The sequence below is a fragment of the Marinovum sp. J2-8 genome (assembly GCF_055808435.1).
Window position 1 is genome coordinate 35,085 of the sequence record NZ_JBVVRZ010000009.1, and the last position, 19,538, is coordinate 54,622.

The 19,538-nt window shown below is 61.2% G+C and carries 17 protein-coding genes and 1 pseudogene; 8 read left to right on the forward strand and 10 right to left on the reverse strand.

Annotation, left to right across the window (positions count from 1 at the left end):
• Positions 1 to 2: 2 nt before the first annotated feature.
• Both AC0L4F_RS20190 and AC0L4F_RS20195 read right to left on the reverse strand, forming a co-directional pair.
• Entirely contained in the window at positions 3 to 410 is a 408-nt protein-coding gene (locus AC0L4F_RS20190) for a type II toxin-antitoxin system VapC family toxin (RefSeq protein WP_244691178.1), read from the reverse strand.
• The gene (locus AC0L4F_RS20195) at positions 407 to 667 is read right to left on the reverse strand and encodes a type II toxin-antitoxin system Phd/YefM family antitoxin (protein WP_244691179.1); all 261 of its coding nucleotides are present in this window, start codon (positions 665 to 667) and stop codon (positions 407 to 409) included. The genes AC0L4F_RS20190 and AC0L4F_RS20195 overlap by 4 nt, the downstream gene beginning before the upstream one ends.
• 225 nt (positions 668 to 892) lie before the next feature.
• Between AC0L4F_RS20195 and AC0L4F_RS20200 the strand changes: the two genes are divergently transcribed.
• Positions 893 to 1,606 carry a hydratase gene (locus AC0L4F_RS20200; protein WP_244691180.1) on the forward strand — a complete coding sequence of 238 codons (714 nt, stop codon included), beginning with the start codon at positions 893 to 895 and terminating at the stop codon, positions 1,604 to 1,606.
• 78 nt (positions 1,607 to 1,684) lie between these two features.
• On the opposite strand, the gene AC0L4F_RS20205 is transcribed toward AC0L4F_RS20200, so the two are convergent.
• Complete coding sequence (locus AC0L4F_RS20205) at positions 1,685 to 2,614, reverse strand: LysR substrate-binding domain-containing protein (protein WP_244691181.1); 930 nt, start codon at positions 2,612 to 2,614, stop codon at positions 1,685 to 1,687.
• Between the two features lie 151 nt (positions 2,615 to 2,765).
• Between AC0L4F_RS20205 and chvE the strand changes: the two genes are divergently transcribed.
• The 6 genes and pseudogenes from chvE (at position 2,766) to AC0L4F_RS20235 (ending at position 10,353) form a co-directional block, all read left to right on the forward strand.
• A complete protein-coding gene (chvE, locus tag AC0L4F_RS20210; protein WP_244691182.1) occupies positions 2,766 to 3,830 on the forward strand; it encodes a multiple monosaccharide ABC transporter substrate-binding protein in 1,065 nt (354 codons plus the stop codon).
• Positions 3,831 to 3,904: 74 nt separating this feature from the next.
• Positions 3,905 to 5,425 carry a multiple monosaccharide ABC transporter ATP-binding protein gene (gene mmsA, locus AC0L4F_RS20215; RefSeq protein WP_348524139.1) on the forward strand — a complete coding sequence of 507 codons (1,521 nt, stop codon included), beginning with the start codon at positions 3,905 to 3,907 and terminating at the stop codon, positions 5,423 to 5,425.
• A gap of 12 nt (positions 5,426 to 5,437) precedes the next feature.
• Positions 5,438 to 6,640: a multiple monosaccharide ABC transporter permease gene (gene mmsB / locus AC0L4F_RS20220; protein ID WP_244691183.1), complete on the forward strand. Its 1,203-nt coding sequence runs from the start codon at positions 5,438 to 5,440 to the stop codon at positions 6,638 to 6,640.
• Positions 6,641 to 6,739: 99 nt separating this feature from the next.
• Positions 6,740 to 8,481: pseudogene (gene araD, locus AC0L4F_RS20225) on the forward strand (L-arabinonate dehydratase).
• Positions 8,481 to 9,410 carry a Gfo/Idh/MocA family protein gene (locus tag AC0L4F_RS20230; protein ID WP_280520703.1) on the forward strand — a complete coding sequence of 310 codons (930 nt, stop codon included), beginning with the start codon at positions 8,481 to 8,483 and terminating at the stop codon, positions 9,408 to 9,410. The pseudogene araD and the gene AC0L4F_RS20230 overlap by 1 nt, the downstream one beginning before the upstream one ends.
• Before the next feature lie 25 nt (positions 9,411 to 9,435).
• A complete protein-coding gene (locus AC0L4F_RS20235) occupies positions 9,436 to 10,353 on the forward strand; it encodes a dihydrodipicolinate synthase family protein (protein ID WP_244691185.1) in 918 nt (305 codons plus the stop codon).
• 73 nt (positions 10,354 to 10,426) lie between these two features.
• Here AC0L4F_RS20235 and uxuA read toward each other — a convergent pair whose 3' ends face one another.
• The 7 genes from uxuA to AC0L4F_RS20270 all read right to left on the reverse strand — a co-directional run bounded on the left by uxuA (position 10,427) and on the right by AC0L4F_RS20270 (position 18,507).
• Positions 10,427 to 11,632, reverse strand: a complete 1,206-nt coding sequence (gene uxuA / locus AC0L4F_RS20240; protein WP_244691186.1) for a mannonate dehydratase — start codon at positions 11,630 to 11,632, stop codon at positions 10,427 to 10,429.
• 99 nt (positions 11,633 to 11,731) lie between these two features.
• Positions 11,732 to 13,399, reverse strand: a complete 1,668-nt coding sequence (locus AC0L4F_RS20245) for an ABC transporter ATP-binding protein (protein WP_244691187.1) — start codon at positions 13,397 to 13,399, stop codon at positions 11,732 to 11,734.
• A gap of 2 nt (positions 13,400 to 13,401) precedes the next feature.
• Positions 13,402 to 14,247, reverse strand: a complete 846-nt coding sequence (locus AC0L4F_RS20250) for a metallophosphoesterase family protein (RefSeq protein ID WP_244691188.1) — start codon at positions 14,245 to 14,247, stop codon at positions 13,402 to 13,404.
• Between the two features lie 66 nt (positions 14,248 to 14,313).
• Positions 14,314 to 15,867, reverse strand: coding sequence for an ABC transporter substrate-binding protein (locus tag AC0L4F_RS20255; protein WP_244691189.1), 1,554 nt, complete (start codon positions 15,865 to 15,867; stop codon positions 14,314 to 14,316).
• Positions 15,868 to 15,941: 74 nt separating this feature from the next.
• Positions 15,942 to 16,817 (reverse strand): ABC transporter permease, encoded by an 876-nt coding sequence (locus tag AC0L4F_RS20260; RefSeq protein WP_244691190.1) that lies wholly within the window; start codon positions 16,815 to 16,817, stop codon positions 15,942 to 15,944.
• A gap of 11 nt (positions 16,818 to 16,828) precedes the next feature.
• Positions 16,829 to 17,755, reverse strand: coding sequence for an ABC transporter permease (locus AC0L4F_RS20265; RefSeq protein ID WP_244691191.1), 927 nt, complete (start codon positions 17,753 to 17,755; stop codon positions 16,829 to 16,831).
• Positions 17,752 to 18,507, reverse strand: a complete 756-nt coding sequence (locus tag AC0L4F_RS20270) for an HAD hydrolase-like protein (RefSeq protein WP_244691192.1) — start codon at positions 18,505 to 18,507, stop codon at positions 17,752 to 17,754. The genes AC0L4F_RS20265 and AC0L4F_RS20270 overlap by 4 nt, the downstream gene beginning before the upstream one ends.
• A gap of 135 nt (positions 18,508 to 18,642) precedes the next feature.
• On the opposite strand from AC0L4F_RS20270, the gene AC0L4F_RS20275 reads away from it, so the two are divergent.
• On the forward strand, positions 18,643 to 19,530 hold the full coding sequence (locus AC0L4F_RS20275) for a LysR family transcriptional regulator (RefSeq protein ID WP_244691193.1): 888 nt from the start codon (positions 18,643 to 18,645) through the stop codon (positions 19,528 to 19,530).
• Positions 19,531 to 19,538 lie beyond the last annotated feature (8 nt).

Sequence of the window (19,538 nt, forward strand, 5' to 3'; positions counted from 1 at the left end):
GGTCAGGCAAACGGGTCGATCACCCTGGCCCCGGTCGGCAGAAAATCAGAGGTATTGCCCGTGACAACCGCACCGTCGCGGGCAATCGCCTGGGCGGCAATCATCAAATCCGCACCGGGATGTCCCAGCCGCGCCGAAAGCTGCCCCCAGATCAGCGCATCTTCGGTGGTGAAATCCAGTATCCGGTCGGAAAACACCGCAACCGTGCGGTCCAGCCAAAGCCGAAGATCATGGGCAAATTCCGGGTTTTTCGGTTCTTGCAGACAGATGCCGCGCTCAATCTCGCCCAGGGTGATGACACTTAGGTACAATGTGCTTTCAGCGGCCTGTGACAGCCATGCCGCCACCTTTGGCGCGCGTTCGCTGCGGCGTAGGGCGGAAATCACATTGGTGTCGAGGATATGAATCAAAACGCCACATCGCGCGGGCGCACCTTGGCGCGCGGCACGTCGGTCTCAGTGTCAGGATGGGTGCCGGGAAAGGCCAGCAGGTGATCGGCAAAGCTTTCGCGTTCGGCCTTGGCCGCGGTGACCAGCCGGTGATATTCCTCGGCCGAGATCACCACAACCGCGGGCTTGCCCCGGCGCGATACGGCCTGGGGGCGACCGGACAGCGCCGCTTCGACCACCGCGCTGAATCGGTTTTTGGCATCTTGCAATGTAAGCATTCCGGCCTCCTGCGCGTCAACAACTGGCTAGCTACCTGTCGAGATAGGCGCAAAGCGGCAGAATTTCAAGCCCCGTGTGTCAGCCGGTGTATCAGCCAATGTGTCAGCAATTGTGCCGACCCAAGGGCCAGCTTGCGCACCTGCCCGCTTGCGCATTGCCGACAGATCACGGAATGTCGCGCCGAGAAATCATTCACTCTGTCTTTAATAGCTGAAAGTACCGCAATGTCTTCTACTGATCATTTCGCGACCGCCCTGATTGACGCCCGCCGCACCGGCGACCGCGTGACACCGGCCTTTGAACCCAATTACACCGAGGCGCTGGAAATTCAGGCCAAGGTGCAAAACGCGATTGGCGAAGTGTCCGGATTCAAGGTCGCCCGTCAGGAAGATGGCCCGCCGATCATGGCGCCGATCCCGGCCAATGCCACGATAGAGCCCGGCACATCGGTGACGACCCGCGATCAAATGGGGATCGAGCTGGAAATCGGTTTCGAATTGATCGCCGATTACACCGCTGACGCCCTGACCCGCCCGCAGGATTTCTTTCGCCCGCGCGTGATGATCGAACTGGTCGACACCCGCATGAGCGGCGTGCTGGCCCCGATGCAGAAACTGGCGGACATGCAATTGAACTGCGGGCTTGTTGTTGGCCCCGCGCTGGACGCTTGGGACGGCAGCGATTTCGGCACCGTCACCGCCAGCCTGCGCTGTGGCGACAAGACGATTGTTGACGGCGATGCAACCGTCCCGTTTGGCGCCTCGGCTTTGACCAACCTCGCCCTGCTGTGTGACAATCTTGGCGACCATTGCGGCGGCTTGCAAAAAGGCCAGATCGTGATCACCGGGTCGCTGTCGGGCTGTGAATTCTTTCCGGCGGGCACCGATGTGGTTGGCCATATCGCCGGTTTTGGCGAGGTCAGCTGCCGTTTGATATAACCCGCGTTGCGCGCGGCCCGCGACGATAATCATGGGCCGTGCGCATCCGAAATGCCGATAAAAACACAAGCCGCGACGTCAGCCACGGTTGGCCAGCTCGACCTCCAGCAGGTCAACCAGCCGCTGACAGATCGGCGTGATCGGGCGGTCGCGCTTGCGCACCAATTGATAGGGCGACAGAACCAGGCTCTCCTTCATGTTCAGCGTCGCCCATCGCCCGCCGCCCCCGGTGTCCAGCAGGTTCAGAACCTCTTTTGACACGGCGGCAACTGCGTCGCTATCGTGCAAACAGGCCAGAGCCACCAGCAAGGATGCGGTGTCGACAATGTCCTTGGGCATGGCCAGCCCACCGTTCAGGAACGCTTGTTCCACCGCCTCGCGGATTGGCATCCCACGGCCCTGAATGACCCAGCTGAACTCTGCCAGTTCGCCAAGGCCAAGCCCGGTGCGATCCGCCAGCGGGTGACCGGCCCGCACCAGATATCCAAGTTCCTCGACCCGACCGGGGCGGACCTGCAACAGCTGGCTGTCCATGTCGCGCGACATGCGGCACAACACAACGTCCAGATCCCCACGCAACAGGCGTTCCATCAAATCGACACTTGGCGCGACATCAATGCTGACCGTGGCGGATTTGGCCGTGCGCTTCAGATTCTGCACCGCCGGCACCACAACGCCAACCGCCGCGCCGGTCACCGCCCCGATCCGCACCACCCCGGCCCGGCCCCGGCGATAGGCCTCGACCTCTTGTGCGATGCCTTCCAGATCGCCGACCACGGTGCTGGCATGGCTGGCGACCACCTCGCCGATCAGGGTCAGCCGCATCCCCTTGGAGTGACGATCAAACAGCGGCTCCCCCACCAGCCTCTCGACCTCGGACAGGGTCCGCGAGGCCGCAGGTTGCGTGATGGCCAGCCGCTGCGCCGCAAGCGAAATCTGGCCCGTTTCGGCGATGGCATGCACCAACCGCAAATGCCGCAGCCGGAAATGGGAAATCGGTGTCTTCATCCCAGCATTATACCAGAAAATGCATGCAAGACGTCACAGGTATCATTTGACGGTTATGCAAAAAACGCCAAACTGCGACATGTTCGACACCAAGTCGGATTCCAAAGAACAAGACGCACAGATCATTTCACGTGCGCAATGGGAGGATACCATGAAGACTTTCACAACGGGGCTCAGCGCCCTGGCCCTTGGCGTTGGACTTCTGACCGCGCCCGCAATCGCCCAGGACAAAGGCACAATTGGCATCGCCATGCCGACCAAATCCTCGGCGCGTTGGATTTCCGACGGCACATCCATGGTCGAACAATTTGAAGCGGCCGGATACACCGCCGACCTGCAATACGCCGAAGATGACATCCCGAACCAGCTGAACCAGATCGAAAACATGATCACCAAAGGTGTGGATGTTCTGGTCATCGCGGCCATCGACGGCACCACATTGTCGAACGCGCTGGAAAACGCGCATTTCGCCGGGATCAAGACCATCGCCTATGACCGTCTGATCCGTGACAGCGAATATGTCGACTATTACGCCACCTTCGACAACTTCAAGGTTGGCGTGCAACAGGCAACCAGCGTTGTCGATGGCATGAAGGCGCGGTTCCCGGATGTGAAGCCGTGGAATGTCGAGCTGTTCGGCGGCTCGCCCGACGACAACAACGCCTATTTCTTCTATGATGGTGGCATGTCGGTGCTGCAACCGCTGATCGACGACGGCACAATCAACATCGTGTCGGGCCAGATGGGCATGGACACTGTCGGCACGCTGCGCTGGGATGGTGCGGTCGCACAGGCCCGTATGGATAACCTGTTGTCGGCACATTACACCGACACCACCGTGCATGGGGTGCTCAGCCCCTATGACGGGCTGTCGATTGGCATCCTGTCGTCGCTCAAAGGTGTCGGATATGGCTCTGGCGATCTGGAAATGCCGATTGTGTCGGGCCAGGACGCCGAATTGCAATCCATCAAATCCATCATTGCGGGCGAACAATATTCGACCGTCTTCAAGGACACCCGTGAACTGGCCCGCGTAACCGTGGGCATGGTCGAGGCCTTGCTGCAAGGCGGCGAGCCGGAAATCAACGACACCGAAACCTATGACAACGGCGTCAAGGTTGTCCCCTCTTACCTGCTGGAACCGGTCTCGGTTGATGGCTCCAACTACGAGGCGATTGTCCTCGACTGGGGCTATCATTCCAAAGACGACCTGTAATCGCATTATCCAAATACCGCCTGGCCCGCGCTTCTGCGGGCCGGGCGCCACCAAACCTTGGGAGGGGGCCGCTCGTGCAGACGCTGCTGGAAATGCGCAACATCACCAAGACCTTTCCGGGGGTCAAGGCGCTGGACAATGTGAATCTGAAGGTCGCGCAAGGCGAAATTCATGCACTTGTCGGCGAAAACGGAGCCGGGAAATCCACGTTGATGAAAGTGTTGTCCGGGGTTTACCCGCAGGGCAGCTATGACGGCGAAATCCATTACGATGGCCAGATCGCCGGATTTGGCGGGATCTCTGACAGCGAAAAGCTGGGCATCATCATCATTCACCAGGAACTGGCGCTGGTGCCGCTGCTGTCGATTGCCGAAAACCTGTTTGTCGGCAATGAAAACGCCAAGGGCGGGATCATCAACTGGCCGGAAACATTCCGAAAGACCGAGGCGCTGTTGAAAAAGGTCGGGCTGGCCGAACAACCCTCTGCCATGGTCGACAGTCTGGGGGTTGGCAAACAACAGCTGGTCGAGATTGCCAAAGCGCTGTCCAAGGATGTGCGCCTGTTGATCCTTGACGAACCCACCGCCGCCCTGTCGGAATCCGACAGTCAGGCGTTGCTGGATTTGCTGCTGGAGCTCAAGGAACAGGGCGTGACCTCGATTGTCATCAGCCACAAACTGAACGAAGTGCGCCGCATTGCCGATACCATCACCGTGATCCGCGATGGCGCAACCGTGTCGACGCTGGACGCGAAAAAGGAACCGATCACCGAAGACCGCATCGTGCATGACATGGTTGGTCGCGATATGTCGGCGCGCTATCCCGAACGGGAACGCCGCGCCGGGGACAAGCTTTTGGAAGTGCAGAACTGGAACGTCTGGCACCCCGAACATGCCACCCGTCAGGTGATCCGCGACATCAATTTCCATGTCCGCGCCGGCGAGGTTGTCGGCATTGCCGGGCTGATGGGGGCCGGGCGCACCGAACTGGCGATGAGCCTGTTTGGCCGCAGCTATGGCCGCAACATCACCGGCAGCGTCAAGCTGCGCGGCAAGGACATCGACACATCCACCGTCGCCACCGCGATCCGCAACGGGCTGGCCTATGTCACCGAAGACCGCAAGGAACTTGGCCTGATCCTCGAGGACAGCATTCAACGCAACATCACCCTGGCCAATCTGCCAGATGTGGCGAAATCGGGCGTCATCAACGAAGCCGAGGAAACCAAGGTCGCCGAACAATATCGCGGCGCAATGCGCATCCGCACGCCCAGCGTGTTCCAGAAGGTAATGAACCTTTCTGGCGGCAATCAGCAGAAGGTTGTGCTGTCGAAATGGCTGTTCACCGGGCCAGAGGTGCTGATCCTGGATGAGCCAACCCGCGGCATCGACGTGGGCGCGAAATTCGAAATCTACGGCATCATCAACGATCTTTCTGCCGCTGGCAAAGGCGTGCTGATGATCAGCTCTGAAATGCCGGAACTCTTGGGCATGTGCGATCGTGTCTATGTCATGAACCAAGGCGGTTTCGTCGGCGAGCTTTCCGCCGAAGACGCCAGCCAAGAGCGCATCATGTCGCTGATCGTAACCGAATAGGAGGTCCGTGAAATGACCAATTCCGCCCCTCAGGACCAGGCCGCAAAACCCGAAAACGGGATTGCCGGCTATCTCGCCGGACACCTGCGCGAATATGGGCTTTTGTTCGCGCTGATTGCGATCATGGTGTTTTTTCAGATCGTGACCAACGGCACGCTTTTGAAGCCGGTGAACATCACCAATCTGTTTCTGCAAAACAGCTATATCATCATCATGGCGCTTGGCATGTTGGTGGTCATTGTGGGGGGCAATATCGACCTCTCGGTCGGCTCTGTCATGGGATTTATCGGCGCGCTTGCGGCGGTGATGATCGTCAACTGGGAGGTGCCGGTCGGCCTGACCATTCTTGCCTGTCTGGTGGTTGGCATCCTGATCGGTGCGGCCCAGGGGTATTGGGTTGCCTATTGGAAAATCCCCAGCTTTATCGTGACCTTGGCGGGCATGTTGGTGTTTCGCGGGCTGTCGCTTTGGCTGCTTGAGGGCCAGTCGGTTGGTCCCTTTCCGAAAACCTTTCAGCTTCTGTCGACGGGGTTTGTCCCTGATGTCTTTGGCGTCGGGCGGCCCAATGCCACGGCCCTTGCCGTCGGGATCATTGCCGCCGGCGCCAGCGTCTGGATGGGTCTGCGCAAACGCGCCCGCAACAAGGCCTATGGGATCGAAGACGAACCGACAGCGTTCTTTATTGCCCGCAATGTGATTGTGGCCGGCGCGCTTTTGTTCGTGATCTACAAATTGTCGACCTTTCGCGGACTGCCAAACGTGCTGATCACCATGGGCATTCTGACAATCATCTATGCCTTTCTGACCGAACAGACGACAATTGGCCGCCGGATCTATGCGCTTGGCGGCAATGAAAAGGCCGCGAAACTTTCGGGCATCCCCACCGAACGGCTGACGTTCCTGACCTTCGTCAATATGGGGTTGCTGGCGGCGCTGGCGGGTCTGATCTTTGCTGCGCGGCTGAACACCGCAACGCCCAAGGCCGGTTTCGCGGTCGAGCTGGACGTGATCGCGGCGGTGTTTATCGGCGGCGCGTCGATGTCCGGCGGCGTGGGCAAGATTGTCGGCGCGGTTGTCGGTGCCTTTATCATGGGCGTGATGAACAACGGCATGTCGATCATGGGCATTGGCATTGATTATCAACAGGTGATCAAGGGCCTCGTGCTGCTCGCTGCCGTGATCTTCGATGTCTACAACAAACAAAAACAAGGCTAAAGGCAGCGGTGCGCCGTCGAGGCGCACCCTCCCCGCCCGCCTTGGGCTGTGCTCTCTGGGCGCATCCCGGTCCGGCCCCCGCGCCCGAAAGAGGAAGATATGACCTTTACCCCCGCCAATTGGCCCCGAAAACTACGCTCGCAGGAATGGTATGGCGGCACCAGCCGCGACAATATCTATCACCGGGGCTGGCTGAAAAATCAGGGCTATCCCGACGATCTGTTTGATGGCCGCCCGGTGATTGGCATTCTCAACACCTGGTCGGATCTGACGCCCTGTAACGGGCATCTGCGCGATCTGGCAGAAAAGGTGAAGGCCGCGTCTGGGAGGCCGGGGGTTTCCCGCTTGAGGTGCCGGTGTTCAGCGCATCCGAAAACACATTCCGTCCGACGGCGATGATGTATCGCAACCTTGCCGCCCTCGCGGTCGAAGAGGTCATGCGCGCCCAGCCGATTGACGGCGCGGTCCTGCTGGTCGGCTGTGACAAGACCACGCCAAGCCTGATCATGGGGGCGGCTTCGACCGATCTGCCGTCCATCGTCGTCACCGGCGGGCCGATGCTGAACGGCTGGTTCCGCGGCGAACGTGTCGGCAGCGGCACCGCGCTTTGGCAGATGTCCGAGGACATCAAGGCCGGCAAGATGTCACAAGAAGATTTCCTTGAGGCCGAACAGGCGATGAGCCGGTCCTCTGGCACCTGCAACACCATGGGCACCGCCAGCACCATGGCCAGCATGGCCGAGGCGCTTGGCATGGCGCTGTCCGGCAATGCCGCGATCCCCGGTGTCGATGCCCGCCGTCGGGTGATGGCGCAGCTGACCGGACGGCGCATCGTGCAGATGGTCAAGGATGATCTGAAGCCTTCGGATGTGATGACCCGCGCCGCGTTCGAAAACGCGATCCGGGTCAATGGCGCGATTGGTGGGTCGACCAATGCGGTCATTCACCTAATGGCCATGGCTGGGCGCGTCGGCATTGACCTGACGCTGGACGATTGGGACCGGCTGGGCCGCGACGTGCCGACCATCGTCAATCTGATGCCCTCGGGCAAATACCTGATGGAGGAATTTTTCTACGCCGGCGGCTTGCCCGTGGTCATGCGCCGACTGGCCGAGGCCGGGATGTTGCACAAGGATGCGCTGACCGTGTCCGGCGGCGCGGTCTGGGACGAGGTCAAGGATGCCCGGAACTGGAACGAGGACGTGATCCTGCCTGCGGAAAAGGCGCTGACCCAACAGGGCGGCATTGCTGTTCTGCGCGGCAATCTTGCGCCCGATGGCGCGGTGCTCAAACCTTCGGCCGCCAGCCCGCATTTGATGGCGCATCGCGGTCGCGCCGTGGTGTTCGAGGACATCGACGACTACAAGGCCAAGATCAACGATGACGCGCTCGACATCGACGAAACCTGTGTGATGGTGCTGAAAAACTGTGGCCCGCGCGGCTATCCCGGCATGGCCGAGGTCGGCAATATGGGCCTGCCGCCCAAGGTGCTGAAAAAGGGCATCACCGATATGGTGCGCATTTCCGACGCGCGCATGTCCGGCACCGCCTATGGCACCGTGGTGCTGCATACCGCACCCGAGGCCGCGCGCGGTGGCCCGTTGGCGGTGGTGCGCGATGGCGACATGATCGAACTGGATGTCGCCAACCGCCGTCTGCATCTGGAAATCTCCGACGAAGAATTGGCGCGCCGTCTGGCCGATTGGACCGCGCCCGACAACGTGCCGGTCAACGGCTATGAACGCATGTTCCACGACCATGTTCAGGGCGCCGATACCGGCGCGGATTTCGACTTTCTTGTCGGCAACCGCGGCAATGCCGTACCAAAGGATTCACATTGATGACCCATAAAATTGCAATCGTAGGCGTCGGCAAGATCGCCCGTGACCAACATCTTCCGGCGATTGCCGCCAATAGCGATTTCGATCTGATCGCCACCGCCAGCCGCAATGCCCAGGTTGGTGGCGTGGCGGCCTATGGCAATCTTCAGAGCCTGCTGGCGGCGCATGACGATGTCACCTGTGTGTCGCTGTGCACGCCGCCGCAGGCCCGGTACGACGATGCCCGTCTCGCGCTTGAGGCCGGCCGCCATGTCATGATGGAAAAACCCCCCGGCGCAACCCTGAGCGAGGTGCATGATCTGATCGACCTTGCGGCGGCAAAGGGGCTGACCCTCTTTACCACCTGGCATTCGCGTCACGCGCCGTCGGTGGCTGCGACCCGTAGCTGGTTGGCGGACAAGGTCATCACCCGCGTCGATATTCAATGGAAAGAAGATGTGCGCCATTGGCACCCCGGTCAGGACTGGATCTGGCAAGCCGGCGGTCTGGGTGTCTTTGATCCCGGCATCAACGCGCTGTCGGTGCTGACCGAAATCATGCCGCGCGGCATTTTCCTGTCCAAGGCCGACCTGCATTTCCCCGAAAACCGCGATACGCCAGTGGCCGCTGATCTGACGTTTCATGATCCGGGCGGGGCACAGGTCACCGGCACCTTTGACTGGCTGCATCCCGGCCCGCCGTGCTGGGATATTCATATCGAAACCACCACCGGCAAGGCCACCCTGTCCGAAGGCGGCGCAACCCTGTCAATGGACGGCGCCGCACAGGAGGCCGGGAAAGCACTTATCGGCGAATACCCGTCGCTTTACGTGCGCTTTGCCGATCTGCTCGCCGCCGGAGAGAGCGACACAGACCTCTCCCCGATGCGCCATGTCGCAGATGCCTTTACCCTTGGCCGCCGGGCCAATGTCGCGCCATTTGAATGGTAAGACCCGAATATCAGGAGACCCACCAATGACCCAACCTTTGACCGGGATTTTGCCCGTCGCCCCCACCCCGTTTCTGGCCGATGGCACGGTCGATTACGACGGCATGCGCCGGGTGTGCGATTGCCTGATTGATCAGGGCGTAGATGCGATTTGTATCCTTGCCAATTATTCAGAGCAATTCGTGCTGTCCGACGACGAACGTGCCCAGCTGATGCAGGTCAGTCTGGAACATGTGGCCGGGCGGGTGCCCGTCATCGTCACCACCAGCCATTTTTCCACCGGCATTGCGGTCGAACGGGCCAAAGCCGCCGATGCCATGGGCGCGGCCATGGTGATGATGATGCCCCCCTATCACGGCACCGGTCTGCGTGCCGATGACGAAGGTATCGTTGAACATTTCCGCGCTGTCAGCGACGCGATTTCGATCCCGATCATGGTACAGGATGCGCCATTGTCGGGCGTGACCCTGCCGGTGCCGCTTTTGGCGCGTATGGCGCGGGAATTGGAAAACGTCAGCTATTTCAAGATCGAATGCCCGTTTGCCGCCGACAAGCTGGCCGCGCTGATCGAGGCCGGTGGCGAGCATATTCTGGGGCCATGGGACGGCGAAGAGGCGGTGACGCTGCTGGCCGATCTGGATGCCGGGGCCACCGCGACGATGACCTCCGGGCTGCAATGCGAACAGATCCGCCCGATTGTCACCAGCTATCTGGCGGGGGATCATGACGCGGCACTGGCGCAATGGACAAAATGTCTGCCGCTGATCAACCACGAGAACCGGCAATGTGGCCTGCGGGCCTGTAAAACCGTGTTCATGGCCGGCGGGGTGATTTCCAGCGACCATGTGCGCCACCCGCTGCGCCCGATGACCGAACGCACGAAGGACCGTTTGCTGTCCTTGGCGCGCGATCTGGACCTGATTGCCCTGCGCTGGGGCAAATAACCCGGCGCCACATTATGCGTTTTCCGGCGGGGTTCAGGCCCCGCCGGAAAACTTTCGCTCAGGCCGCTTTGCTTCAGGCCGCGCGATGCGACAACCCGGCAATCACGCCACGCAGTTCCGCCAGTCCCTTGAGCCGCCCGACCAGCGGATACCCCGGCTGGGCGCGCCGCCCCAGATCGTCGACAATGTCCTGGCCGTGATCCGGCCGGAACGGGATTGACCAATCCGCACGCCCCGCCGCACGCCGCCGGGCTTCTTCATCCAGAACCGCCGCGACAAGCGCCACCATATCGGTGTCACCGCCCAGATGCTCCGCTTCGTAGAACGAGCCAAAGATGTCGTCGCTTTGCCGTTTGACATTGCGCAGATGCAGGAAATGCACCTTGTCACCCAACCGTTTCATCATGCCCGGCAGATCATTGTCGGGCCGTGCGCCCAGCGACCCGGAACACAGCGTGACGCCATTGGCCGGGCTGTCGACCGCCGCCATCACCGACGTATACTGCGCCTCGGTGGACATGACCCGTGGCAGGCCCAGCAGCGGCACCGGCGGATCATCCGGATGGCAGCACAGCCGCACCCCCAGACGTTCGGCGGTGGGCACCACTTCGCTCAGGAAATCTATCAAATTCTGGCGCAGCTGGTCTTCGCTGACGGCGTCATATTCCGCCAGATGGGCGCGCACATCGTCCAGCGTGAAATTCTCGGCCGCGCCGGGCAGTCCGAACACCACGTTTTTCGCCAGTGCCGCCTTGGCGGCATCATCCAATGCAGCAAACCGGGCCGAGGCCGCCGCGCGCTGTGCTTCGGTGTAATCGTCCTGCGCCGCCGGCCGTTCCAGAATGAACAGATCAAACGCCGCAAAATCCACCAGGTCAAACCGCATGCAGGTCGCCCCGTTTGGCAAAGCATAGGCCAGATCCGTGCGCGTCCAATCCAGCACCGGCATGAAATTGTAGCACACGACCTCGATCCCGGCAGAGGCGAGGTTTTCCAGGCTGGTGTGGTAATTGGCAATATGGTCGCGCCAGTTGCCTTTTTGCTTTTTGATGTCTTCCGACACCGGCAGGCTTTCCACCACGTCCCAGGCCAGACCCGAGGGCGCACCGGACGACATGGTGGCAATCTCTTGCTGGCGTTGGGCAATATCCTTGGGGGTCCAGACGGTGCCGGTCGGCACCTGATGCAGCGCGGACACAACCCCCTGCACCCCGGCCTGAAGCATGTCATCCACCGACACCAGATCCTTGGGACCGAACCACCGCCACGTCTGTTTCATCGCTTGCCTTCCTTACCAATTTGCCACGTACTTAGCACCTTGGAAAAGTTGTGACTAGTATGCAAGTGCACCGTGCCGCGGTTCGCCCCCTGTTCCGCCCTAAGCTGTTTCCAAGGTGTTTGCCTCTGTGGACATGTCTGCCCGCCGTTGCGCGGCGCGCTGGTGCTCCAACCGTGGCACCGCCGACAAAAGCCGCTGGGTATAGGGATGTTGTGGCGCGGTCAGGATTTGTTGCGTTGGCCCGGTTTCGACGATCTCGCCTTTCAACATCACCGCAATCCTGTGGCTGACCCGTTCGACCACCGCAATGTCATGGCTGATGAACAGCATCGACACCCCGTCACGTTGTTGAATATCCGCCAGCAAATCGGTCACCCGCCGGGCGTTTGACACATCCAGCGCCGACACGGCCTCGTCCGCGACAATGATCCGGGGCCGCACCGAAAGCGCGCGGGCAATGCAGATCCGCTGGCGTTGGCCGCCGGAAAACTGATGCGGATAGCGGTCAACCGCATCCGCAGGCAGCGCCACACGCTCCAACAGATCAACCGCCAGATCGCGCCGCGCCTTGCCCGCGACCATCCCGCGCAGATACGCCGGTTCGGTCACCGCGTCACAAATCGACATGCGCGGGTTGAGCGAGGCATAGGGGTCTTGAAACACCATCTGGATATGGGCGCGATGCGTCTTGAGCGCCGCGCGGGACAGGCCGTCGATGCGAGTGCCCAGCAGGGCAATTTCACCGGCCGACGGTTCGACCAGCCGCATGATTGACCGCGCGAGCGAGGATTTTCCGCACCCGGATTCCCCCACCAGGCCCAATGTTTCCCCCTGCCCCAGCGTGACGGTCACGTCCCGCACAGCCGCCACGGACCCGGCCCGCGAAAACATGCCGCCGCCATAGCGCGTGGTCAGGTTTGTGACCTGCAACACCGGTTTTGCCCCATCCAACGGGGTTGGCGATCCTTCCCCCAGCCGCGGCGACGCCGCCAGCAATTGCCGGGTATAGGGCGCGCGGGGGTGGGCAAAGAGATCGGCGGTATGGCCTTCTTCGACCTTTACACCATCCTTCATCACCACCACCCGATCGGCGATTTCGGCGACAATTCCCAGATCATGGGTGATAAACAGCACCGCCATGCCCATATCGGCCTGCAAGGATGCAATCAGCCGCAGGATTTCGGCCTGGGTGGTGACGTCGAGCGCGGTTGTCGGTTCATCCGCAATCAACACCTCCGGCTCACAGCTCAGCGCCATGGCGATCATCACCCGCTGGCGCTGGCCCCCAGAAAGCTCATGCGGATATTGATCCAATCGCTTTTCGGGATCGGGCAGTTTGACCCGTTCCAATGCGGCACGCGCCGCATCCCGCGCCGCACCGCCGCGCAATCCCCGATGCAGGCGCAATGCCTCGGCAAGTTGCGCGCCAATGGTCATCACCGGATTGAGCGAGGTCATCGGTTCCTGAAACACCATCGCGATCCGGTCACCGCGCAGGGCCCGCAGCGCCGCCGGGGGCAATGTGGTGATCTCTTCTGGCGTGGTGTCGCCCAACCGAATGGAGCCGCCGGTGATCTGCCCGCCTTCGCGTTCGATCAGGCGCAGGATCGACAATGCCGTGACGCTTTTGCCCGACCCGCTTTCCCCGACCAGCGCCAGGGTTTCACCACGGTGAATGTCAAAGGACAGACCATGCACCGCCTCGGTCTCACCGAAACCGACCCGCAGATCGCGGACCGATAACACAGGGGGATTGAGGGGCGTCATCATCATTCCGCCGCAAGCCGGGTGACAAAGGGCGCCAGCGGCGTGGTCCAGCGTTGGCGCGCCGGTGTGACCCGGGCCTCGAACGGATCATCGCCAAACACCTGCCAATGCAGGGTATCGCCCAGCTCCAACATACCCCAGGCCCGCGCCGGTTCGCCACCGGTGGTGAAGCTTTCGGTCAGGCTTTGCTGGGTCAGATGCGGAATACCATTGACGGTGGTCAGGGTGTTCCAATGCACATGGCCCGCAATACAGGCCAGTGGCACCCGCGCCTGCCCCAGAACATCGCGCACCCGCTCGGCCTGGGGATAGGTCGACACGCTGGCATTGCGTTGAAAGTAATAATTGCCGATCTGGCTGTGACCGGACACCGGCACATGGCTGGCGACCAGCGTGGGTTTGTCGGCGCGTTGCACCATATGCGACAGCCACAGCAAATCCGCTTCTGGCAGCTCAAAGCCGACGGGGGCCTGGGCGCGATGAATCCTGGCATCCGCGCGCCACAGCGCCAGCTGCCAATCGCCAAGGTCCACCACCTGATTGCCAAGCGCGACCCCAAGAATGTCTTCGTTGTCCGCCACGCTCAGGTGGTCGCGGTCATGATTGCCGCAGATGTGATGCACCGGCATGGTCAGCCGTTTGAAAACTTCGGCGACCTCGCGTTCAAGCCGCAAATCGGTTTCGGTGTCGATATCGGAAATGCGATCCCCGAGATCCAGCACAAGATCCGGCGTTTCGGCATTGGCCCAGTCACAGAACTGGGTCAGCAGTTCAATCGCGGTATCGCCGCGTTTGGTGTGGGACGGCGTGCCGTGGTGAATATCGGTGACAATGGCGATCCGGGTCATGGATTTGGCTCCTGGGGATGGGGACAGGCCGGGCGCGAACGCCCGACCCTTTTGGGGTGACGCAGCTTAGCTGCCGACCAGCGTGATGCTGCCCGCGCGGAAGTCGAGCACATAGGGGATGTGACCCGGCATCGGCGCCCAGTTGATGGAATTTTTCATGCCCCAGCTTTCAAAGGGACGATAGAGCGGCAGAACCGCAGGATCGGCTTTGACCCGGTCCATCAGCTCGACATAAGCGGCCTTGCGGATTTCGACGTCGGTGGAATAGCGGAACCGATCCCACATTTCGGCATATTCCGCATCGGTGTTGAACCGGCCTTCGCTTTGCGATGGCCCATCCGGGGCCCACATCACGCCAAACGATCCAAAGGGGTCCGCGAAATACATCGGGTTGGACCAGTTGCGCGCCATCATCTCGGGATCATTGCCGGACCACTGGTCCTGTACGTTGACCTTGCCCTTGATGCCGACATTGGCCCACATTTCCATGATCGCCTGTGCCGCCAACAAACCGTTGGTGTAATAGGTCGGCGCGGTGTCGAACTGAATTTCGAACCCGTCATACCCGGCTTCGGCCAGCAATGTCTTGGCCCGTTCGGGATCATATTCAAAAGTCACCAGATCCGGCTGATGCAACGCACCCATTTCCGCCATGGTGTGGGTCGATGGCACAACCGCCTTGCCCAGCCACAAAGCTTCGTTCAGCGCGTCGCGGTCGATGGCCAGGCTCATCGCCTGACGGATGCGCGGGTCTTCCAGTTTGGGGTGGTTCTGGTTCATGATCATCACATGAAACAGCGCCGTCGCCGAACCTGCGGTTTTCATCGCCGGGTCATTGTCGATCAGCGACAATTGGTCAGGCGCGATATTGGTCACAATATCCGCTTCGCCGGTTTTCAGCGCGGTAATGCGGCTGGCGGTTTCGGCGATCTGAACCACGTTCACCCGTTCCAGCGGCGCGGTTTCGCCCCAAAAGTCGTCAAACCGTTCCCAAACCAGCTTTTCGCCCGGCTGAAAGGTTTCAACCTTGTAAGGGCCAGTGCCGACCGGGGCCAGGGCGAACGCTTCAAAGTCGCTGTCTTCGGCCACTTCGGGATCGCCGGTCAGCGCCTTGGTGTAAGCTTCGGGAATGATCATGACCTGCTGCAAGGAAATCAGCGTTTCCCAAAGCGGCTCTTCGCGGTTGGCATGGATGCGGATCGTGGTTTCGTCGATTTTTTCCGCCATGGGAAAGTTTGCCAGACGGTCCTTGGCCCGCACGACATAGGGCGGGAACGTCGCCTGCATCATCCGGTTCAGCGAAAAGATCACATCGTCGGCGGTCATCGCGTCGCCATTGTGAAATGTCACGCCCTGACGCAGTTTCAATTCCATGATGGTCGGTTCAATCAGCTCCCACGACGTGGCCAGCGCCGGCACCCACTCCGGGTCCAGTTTGCTGTGGTCGCGGTCGATCAGCGTGTCAAAGCTGTTGTAATAGAACTGCGATCCGACGTTGGAATGGTCGCGGCCGGGATCAAGGTAAGAAGACACATTGGCGGCGCCAACGGTGATTTCCTGTGCAGCAACCGCCAGCGGCAGTGCAGCAGCAAGGGCAGTGGTCAGCATCAAACGGTACATGGGATTTCTCCGGTTTTGGGTTTCGTCTGGTCTAGGTCAGCATTGGGCCGCTTTGGCGCGGCTCTTTGATGTTGTTAACGGTCGTGCAGGCGGACATCGGCGCGGTCACGCAGCCAATCGCCCAGGATCTGCACGGAAAAGGTCAGCGCCACGATCAGCACCGCAGGTGTCAGCACAATCCACGGCGCGGTGGGCATGTAATCCCGCCCCAGCCCCACCATCGAGCCAAGCGAAGGTTGCGGCGGTTGCACGCCAAGCCCAAGAAAGCTGAGCGTGCTTTCCAGGATCACGATATTCGACAGCGCCAGGGTGAACTGTACCACCAGGGGCGACACCAGATTGGGCAGGACATGACGCCATGCGGCATAGATCGGCCCTGCCCCGGCGGTCCAGGCGGCCTCGATAAAGGGCAACGCCGACAGACGGCGCACCTCGGCCCGCACGATCCGGGCATATTGTTCCCATCCCGCGATGCCCAGCACCATGACCAGCACCGTCAGGCTTGACCCCAGAAGCGACAGGATCAACAGCGCGACAAGAGTAAAGGGGATCGCGATCTGCATATCGACCAGCGACATGATCGCATCTTCGACCCAACCGCGCCGCAGCCCGGCAATCAACCCCAGCGTGCCGCCGATCACCAACCCGATCAGCGCCCCGGCAAAGGCCAGCATCAGCGTCAGTCGCAAACCATGCAAGGCCCGCGCCAGAACATCCCGGCCCAATTCATCCGTGCCGGCAAAATGCCCGGACAGATAGCGCTCAAACCCCAATGGTGGGCGCAGACGGCTGAGCAGGCTTTGATCCAGCGGACCAAAGGGCAGGATCACCGGCGCAAACACCGCCAGGGCGACCAACAGCACCGCCAGCCCAATGGCGATTTTCTGGATGAAATCCGTGCGTCCGGTCTTGCGCCGGGGGCGCGTCATCGGATCTGCGAGAATGGCCATTTTGTCTCTCCTCAGCTGCGGGCAAGTCGGATGCGCGGGTCTGCCAGCGCATAAGACAGGTCCGTGACGGCATTGATGATCACGACCGCGACGGCCACGGTGATCACCCCGAATTGCAACACCGGGTAATCCCGGATCAGCGCGGCATTGACCAAAAGCTGGCCAATGCCCGGCCAGGAAAAGATGCTTTCGACCACGACGCTGCCCGCAGCGGCCAATCCCGCAACCTGAAGGCCGATGACCGAAATCACCGTGACCCCGGCATTGCCCAGCCCGTGGCGCAACACGACACGCGCCTCGCGCAGGCCCTTGGCACGGGCGGTGCGGATGAAATCCTGGCCCAGCACATCCAGCATTGCGTTGCGGGTGAACCGCGTCAGCGCCGCAATCAACACCCCCGACATGGCAATGGTCGGCATGATGAAATGTGCAAAGGTGGCATTGCCCACCACCGGCAACCAGTTGAGCCAGTAGGAAAATACCAGGATCATCACGATCGACAGGATAAAGGACGGCACCGCATAGCCGGTAAAGGCCAGCATCATCACCGCCGATCCGACCCAGCTTCTGCGATAAAGCGCCGCCAGAATGCCCAGCGGGATCGACAACGCCACCGTCAGCCCGACCGAGGCCAGCAACAATTGCCCCGATGCCCAAAGCCGGTCGCCGACAACCTCGGTCACGGGGCGACGATCCACAAAGCTGAGACCGAATTCCCCCGACAGCGCCCCGCGCAGGAACGCCAGATATTGTTGCCACAGGCTGCCATCCAGCTGGAAGTATCGGATCAGCTCTGCCCGCCCTTCGGTGGTCAGCCCGTCGCCCAGAAAGGTGTCGATCGGATTGCCCGACAACCGGGTCGCGATGAAGGTCACCGTGGCAATGGCAAACAGCGTCACCACGGATTTCACCAGAATACGCGTCACATAAGGGATCATCGGCGGGGCCTCCTTTCAATGTGAATGAATTTCATCCCAAGCCGCGCGGCGGCGCGGCCATCGGTCAGGGCATTGTCACCGACAAACACCGCGTCGTCGGCGGTCAGACCGCTGCGCGCCAATGCCATGGTCAGCATCATCGGATCGGGCTTGCCCAGGCTGCGCCATGTCAAATCCGGCTTGATCGCGCGCAGCGCCGCCAGCAGGGCCCCGGTTTCGGCCACTGGCTGATTGTCCTGCCCGGGATGGGACAGATCTTCGTTCGCCACCCAAAGCGGCACGCCGCGCGCAACAAGCGCCAGGATCGGCCCCATGGTGTCGACCGTCACACTGCTGTGGCGACACAACAAAATCGCATCCGGGTCTTGCGCATCCGGGTCAATACCCAGAGATTTTGCCAAATCTATCAATGTATTATCGGCAAACAGCGCAATGCTTTTGATCTCTTCCACCCGCGCGAGGTAATCCAGCGCGGTTTCCCCCGCCAAAAGAATGCGCGCAGGCGGCACCGCTATGCCGATGTCGCCCAGCCGTTGCGACAATGCGACCGCCGTGGTGTCCGATGCATTCGACACGATCCACAGCCGCGCGCCGCAGGCCGCGACAAAATCCGCGGTATCCGCGAAACGACGCCCTTCTGAAATCAAGCAGCCATCCAGATCACACAGAACCAGATCCGCCTGCGCCACCGCATTGGCATCCAGCACCGGATAGCGTTCCGTCAATGGAACAAGCGTCGTTACATCGTCCAAGTCATTGTCTCCTGACGGGTGCAGGGCAACGACCCCGCTTCTTGCGGTGACATCTGACGGCGCTTTGTAATGTTCCTGCTACAAAGCAAAGCTAGACTTGGAGAGAAGCAAAGTCAGACTTTGGAATCTGTGAAAATGACCCTGAGCTCGACCCGATTGGCCGCCATTCGTGCGGTGGCAGAGACCGGATCTTTTTCCGCGGCGGCCCGTGCCCTGGGGGTGACGCAACCCAATGTGTCCGGGCAGGTGCGCGCGCTGGAGGCCGATTTTGCGGTCCGGCTGTTCCTGCGCGAAGCCGGCCAGCTTTTGCCGACGGCGCTGTGCCTGAAAATCTGTGATCTGGCGGAACGCGCCGCCGAGGCCCAGGGCGAGGCAGAGCGGCTGTTGCGCAGTCGGTCGTCGCTGCGCGAGGGGCGGATTGCCATCGGGCTTGGCAATGCGATGCCCGGCATGGCGGTGATCGCCGCCTTTCACCGCGCCTATCCCGGTGTCACATTGGACGTGGAAACCGGATCACATCAAAAAATCGCCCGCGCGGTCCGCACCCATGAATGTGAAATCGGGGTGCTGCCGGATGTGCCGAATGATCCACGGTTTCGCCGCGAACATCTGACCCGGTCCGAGGTGATCGCCATCGCCCCGGCCGCGCATCCCCTGGCGCAGAAATCCATGGTCACCGCCGCCGACCTGGCGCAAGAGCCGCTGATCTTTCGGTCGTCCGGGTCATCAACCCAACGTGCGGTGGAAAAGATGTTTGCCCAGGCGCGGCTGACCCCTCAGCCGTTCCTGACCCTTGATGCGCGCGATGGCCTGTACGAGGCGGTGGTGAACGGCCTTGGCATCGGTTTCATGTGGCGCGCCAGCACCAGCCGCACAGACGGCGTTGCGCGGCTGCCGATCGTCGAGATGCAGGGCATCGCCACCCATGAAACGGTGTTCAGCCTGAAGGACAGCCAAAACCCGATCATCGAGGCCTTTTTCGCCACCGCCATGGGGTTCGACATGCCACGTGACGCGCACTAGCGCGGGGC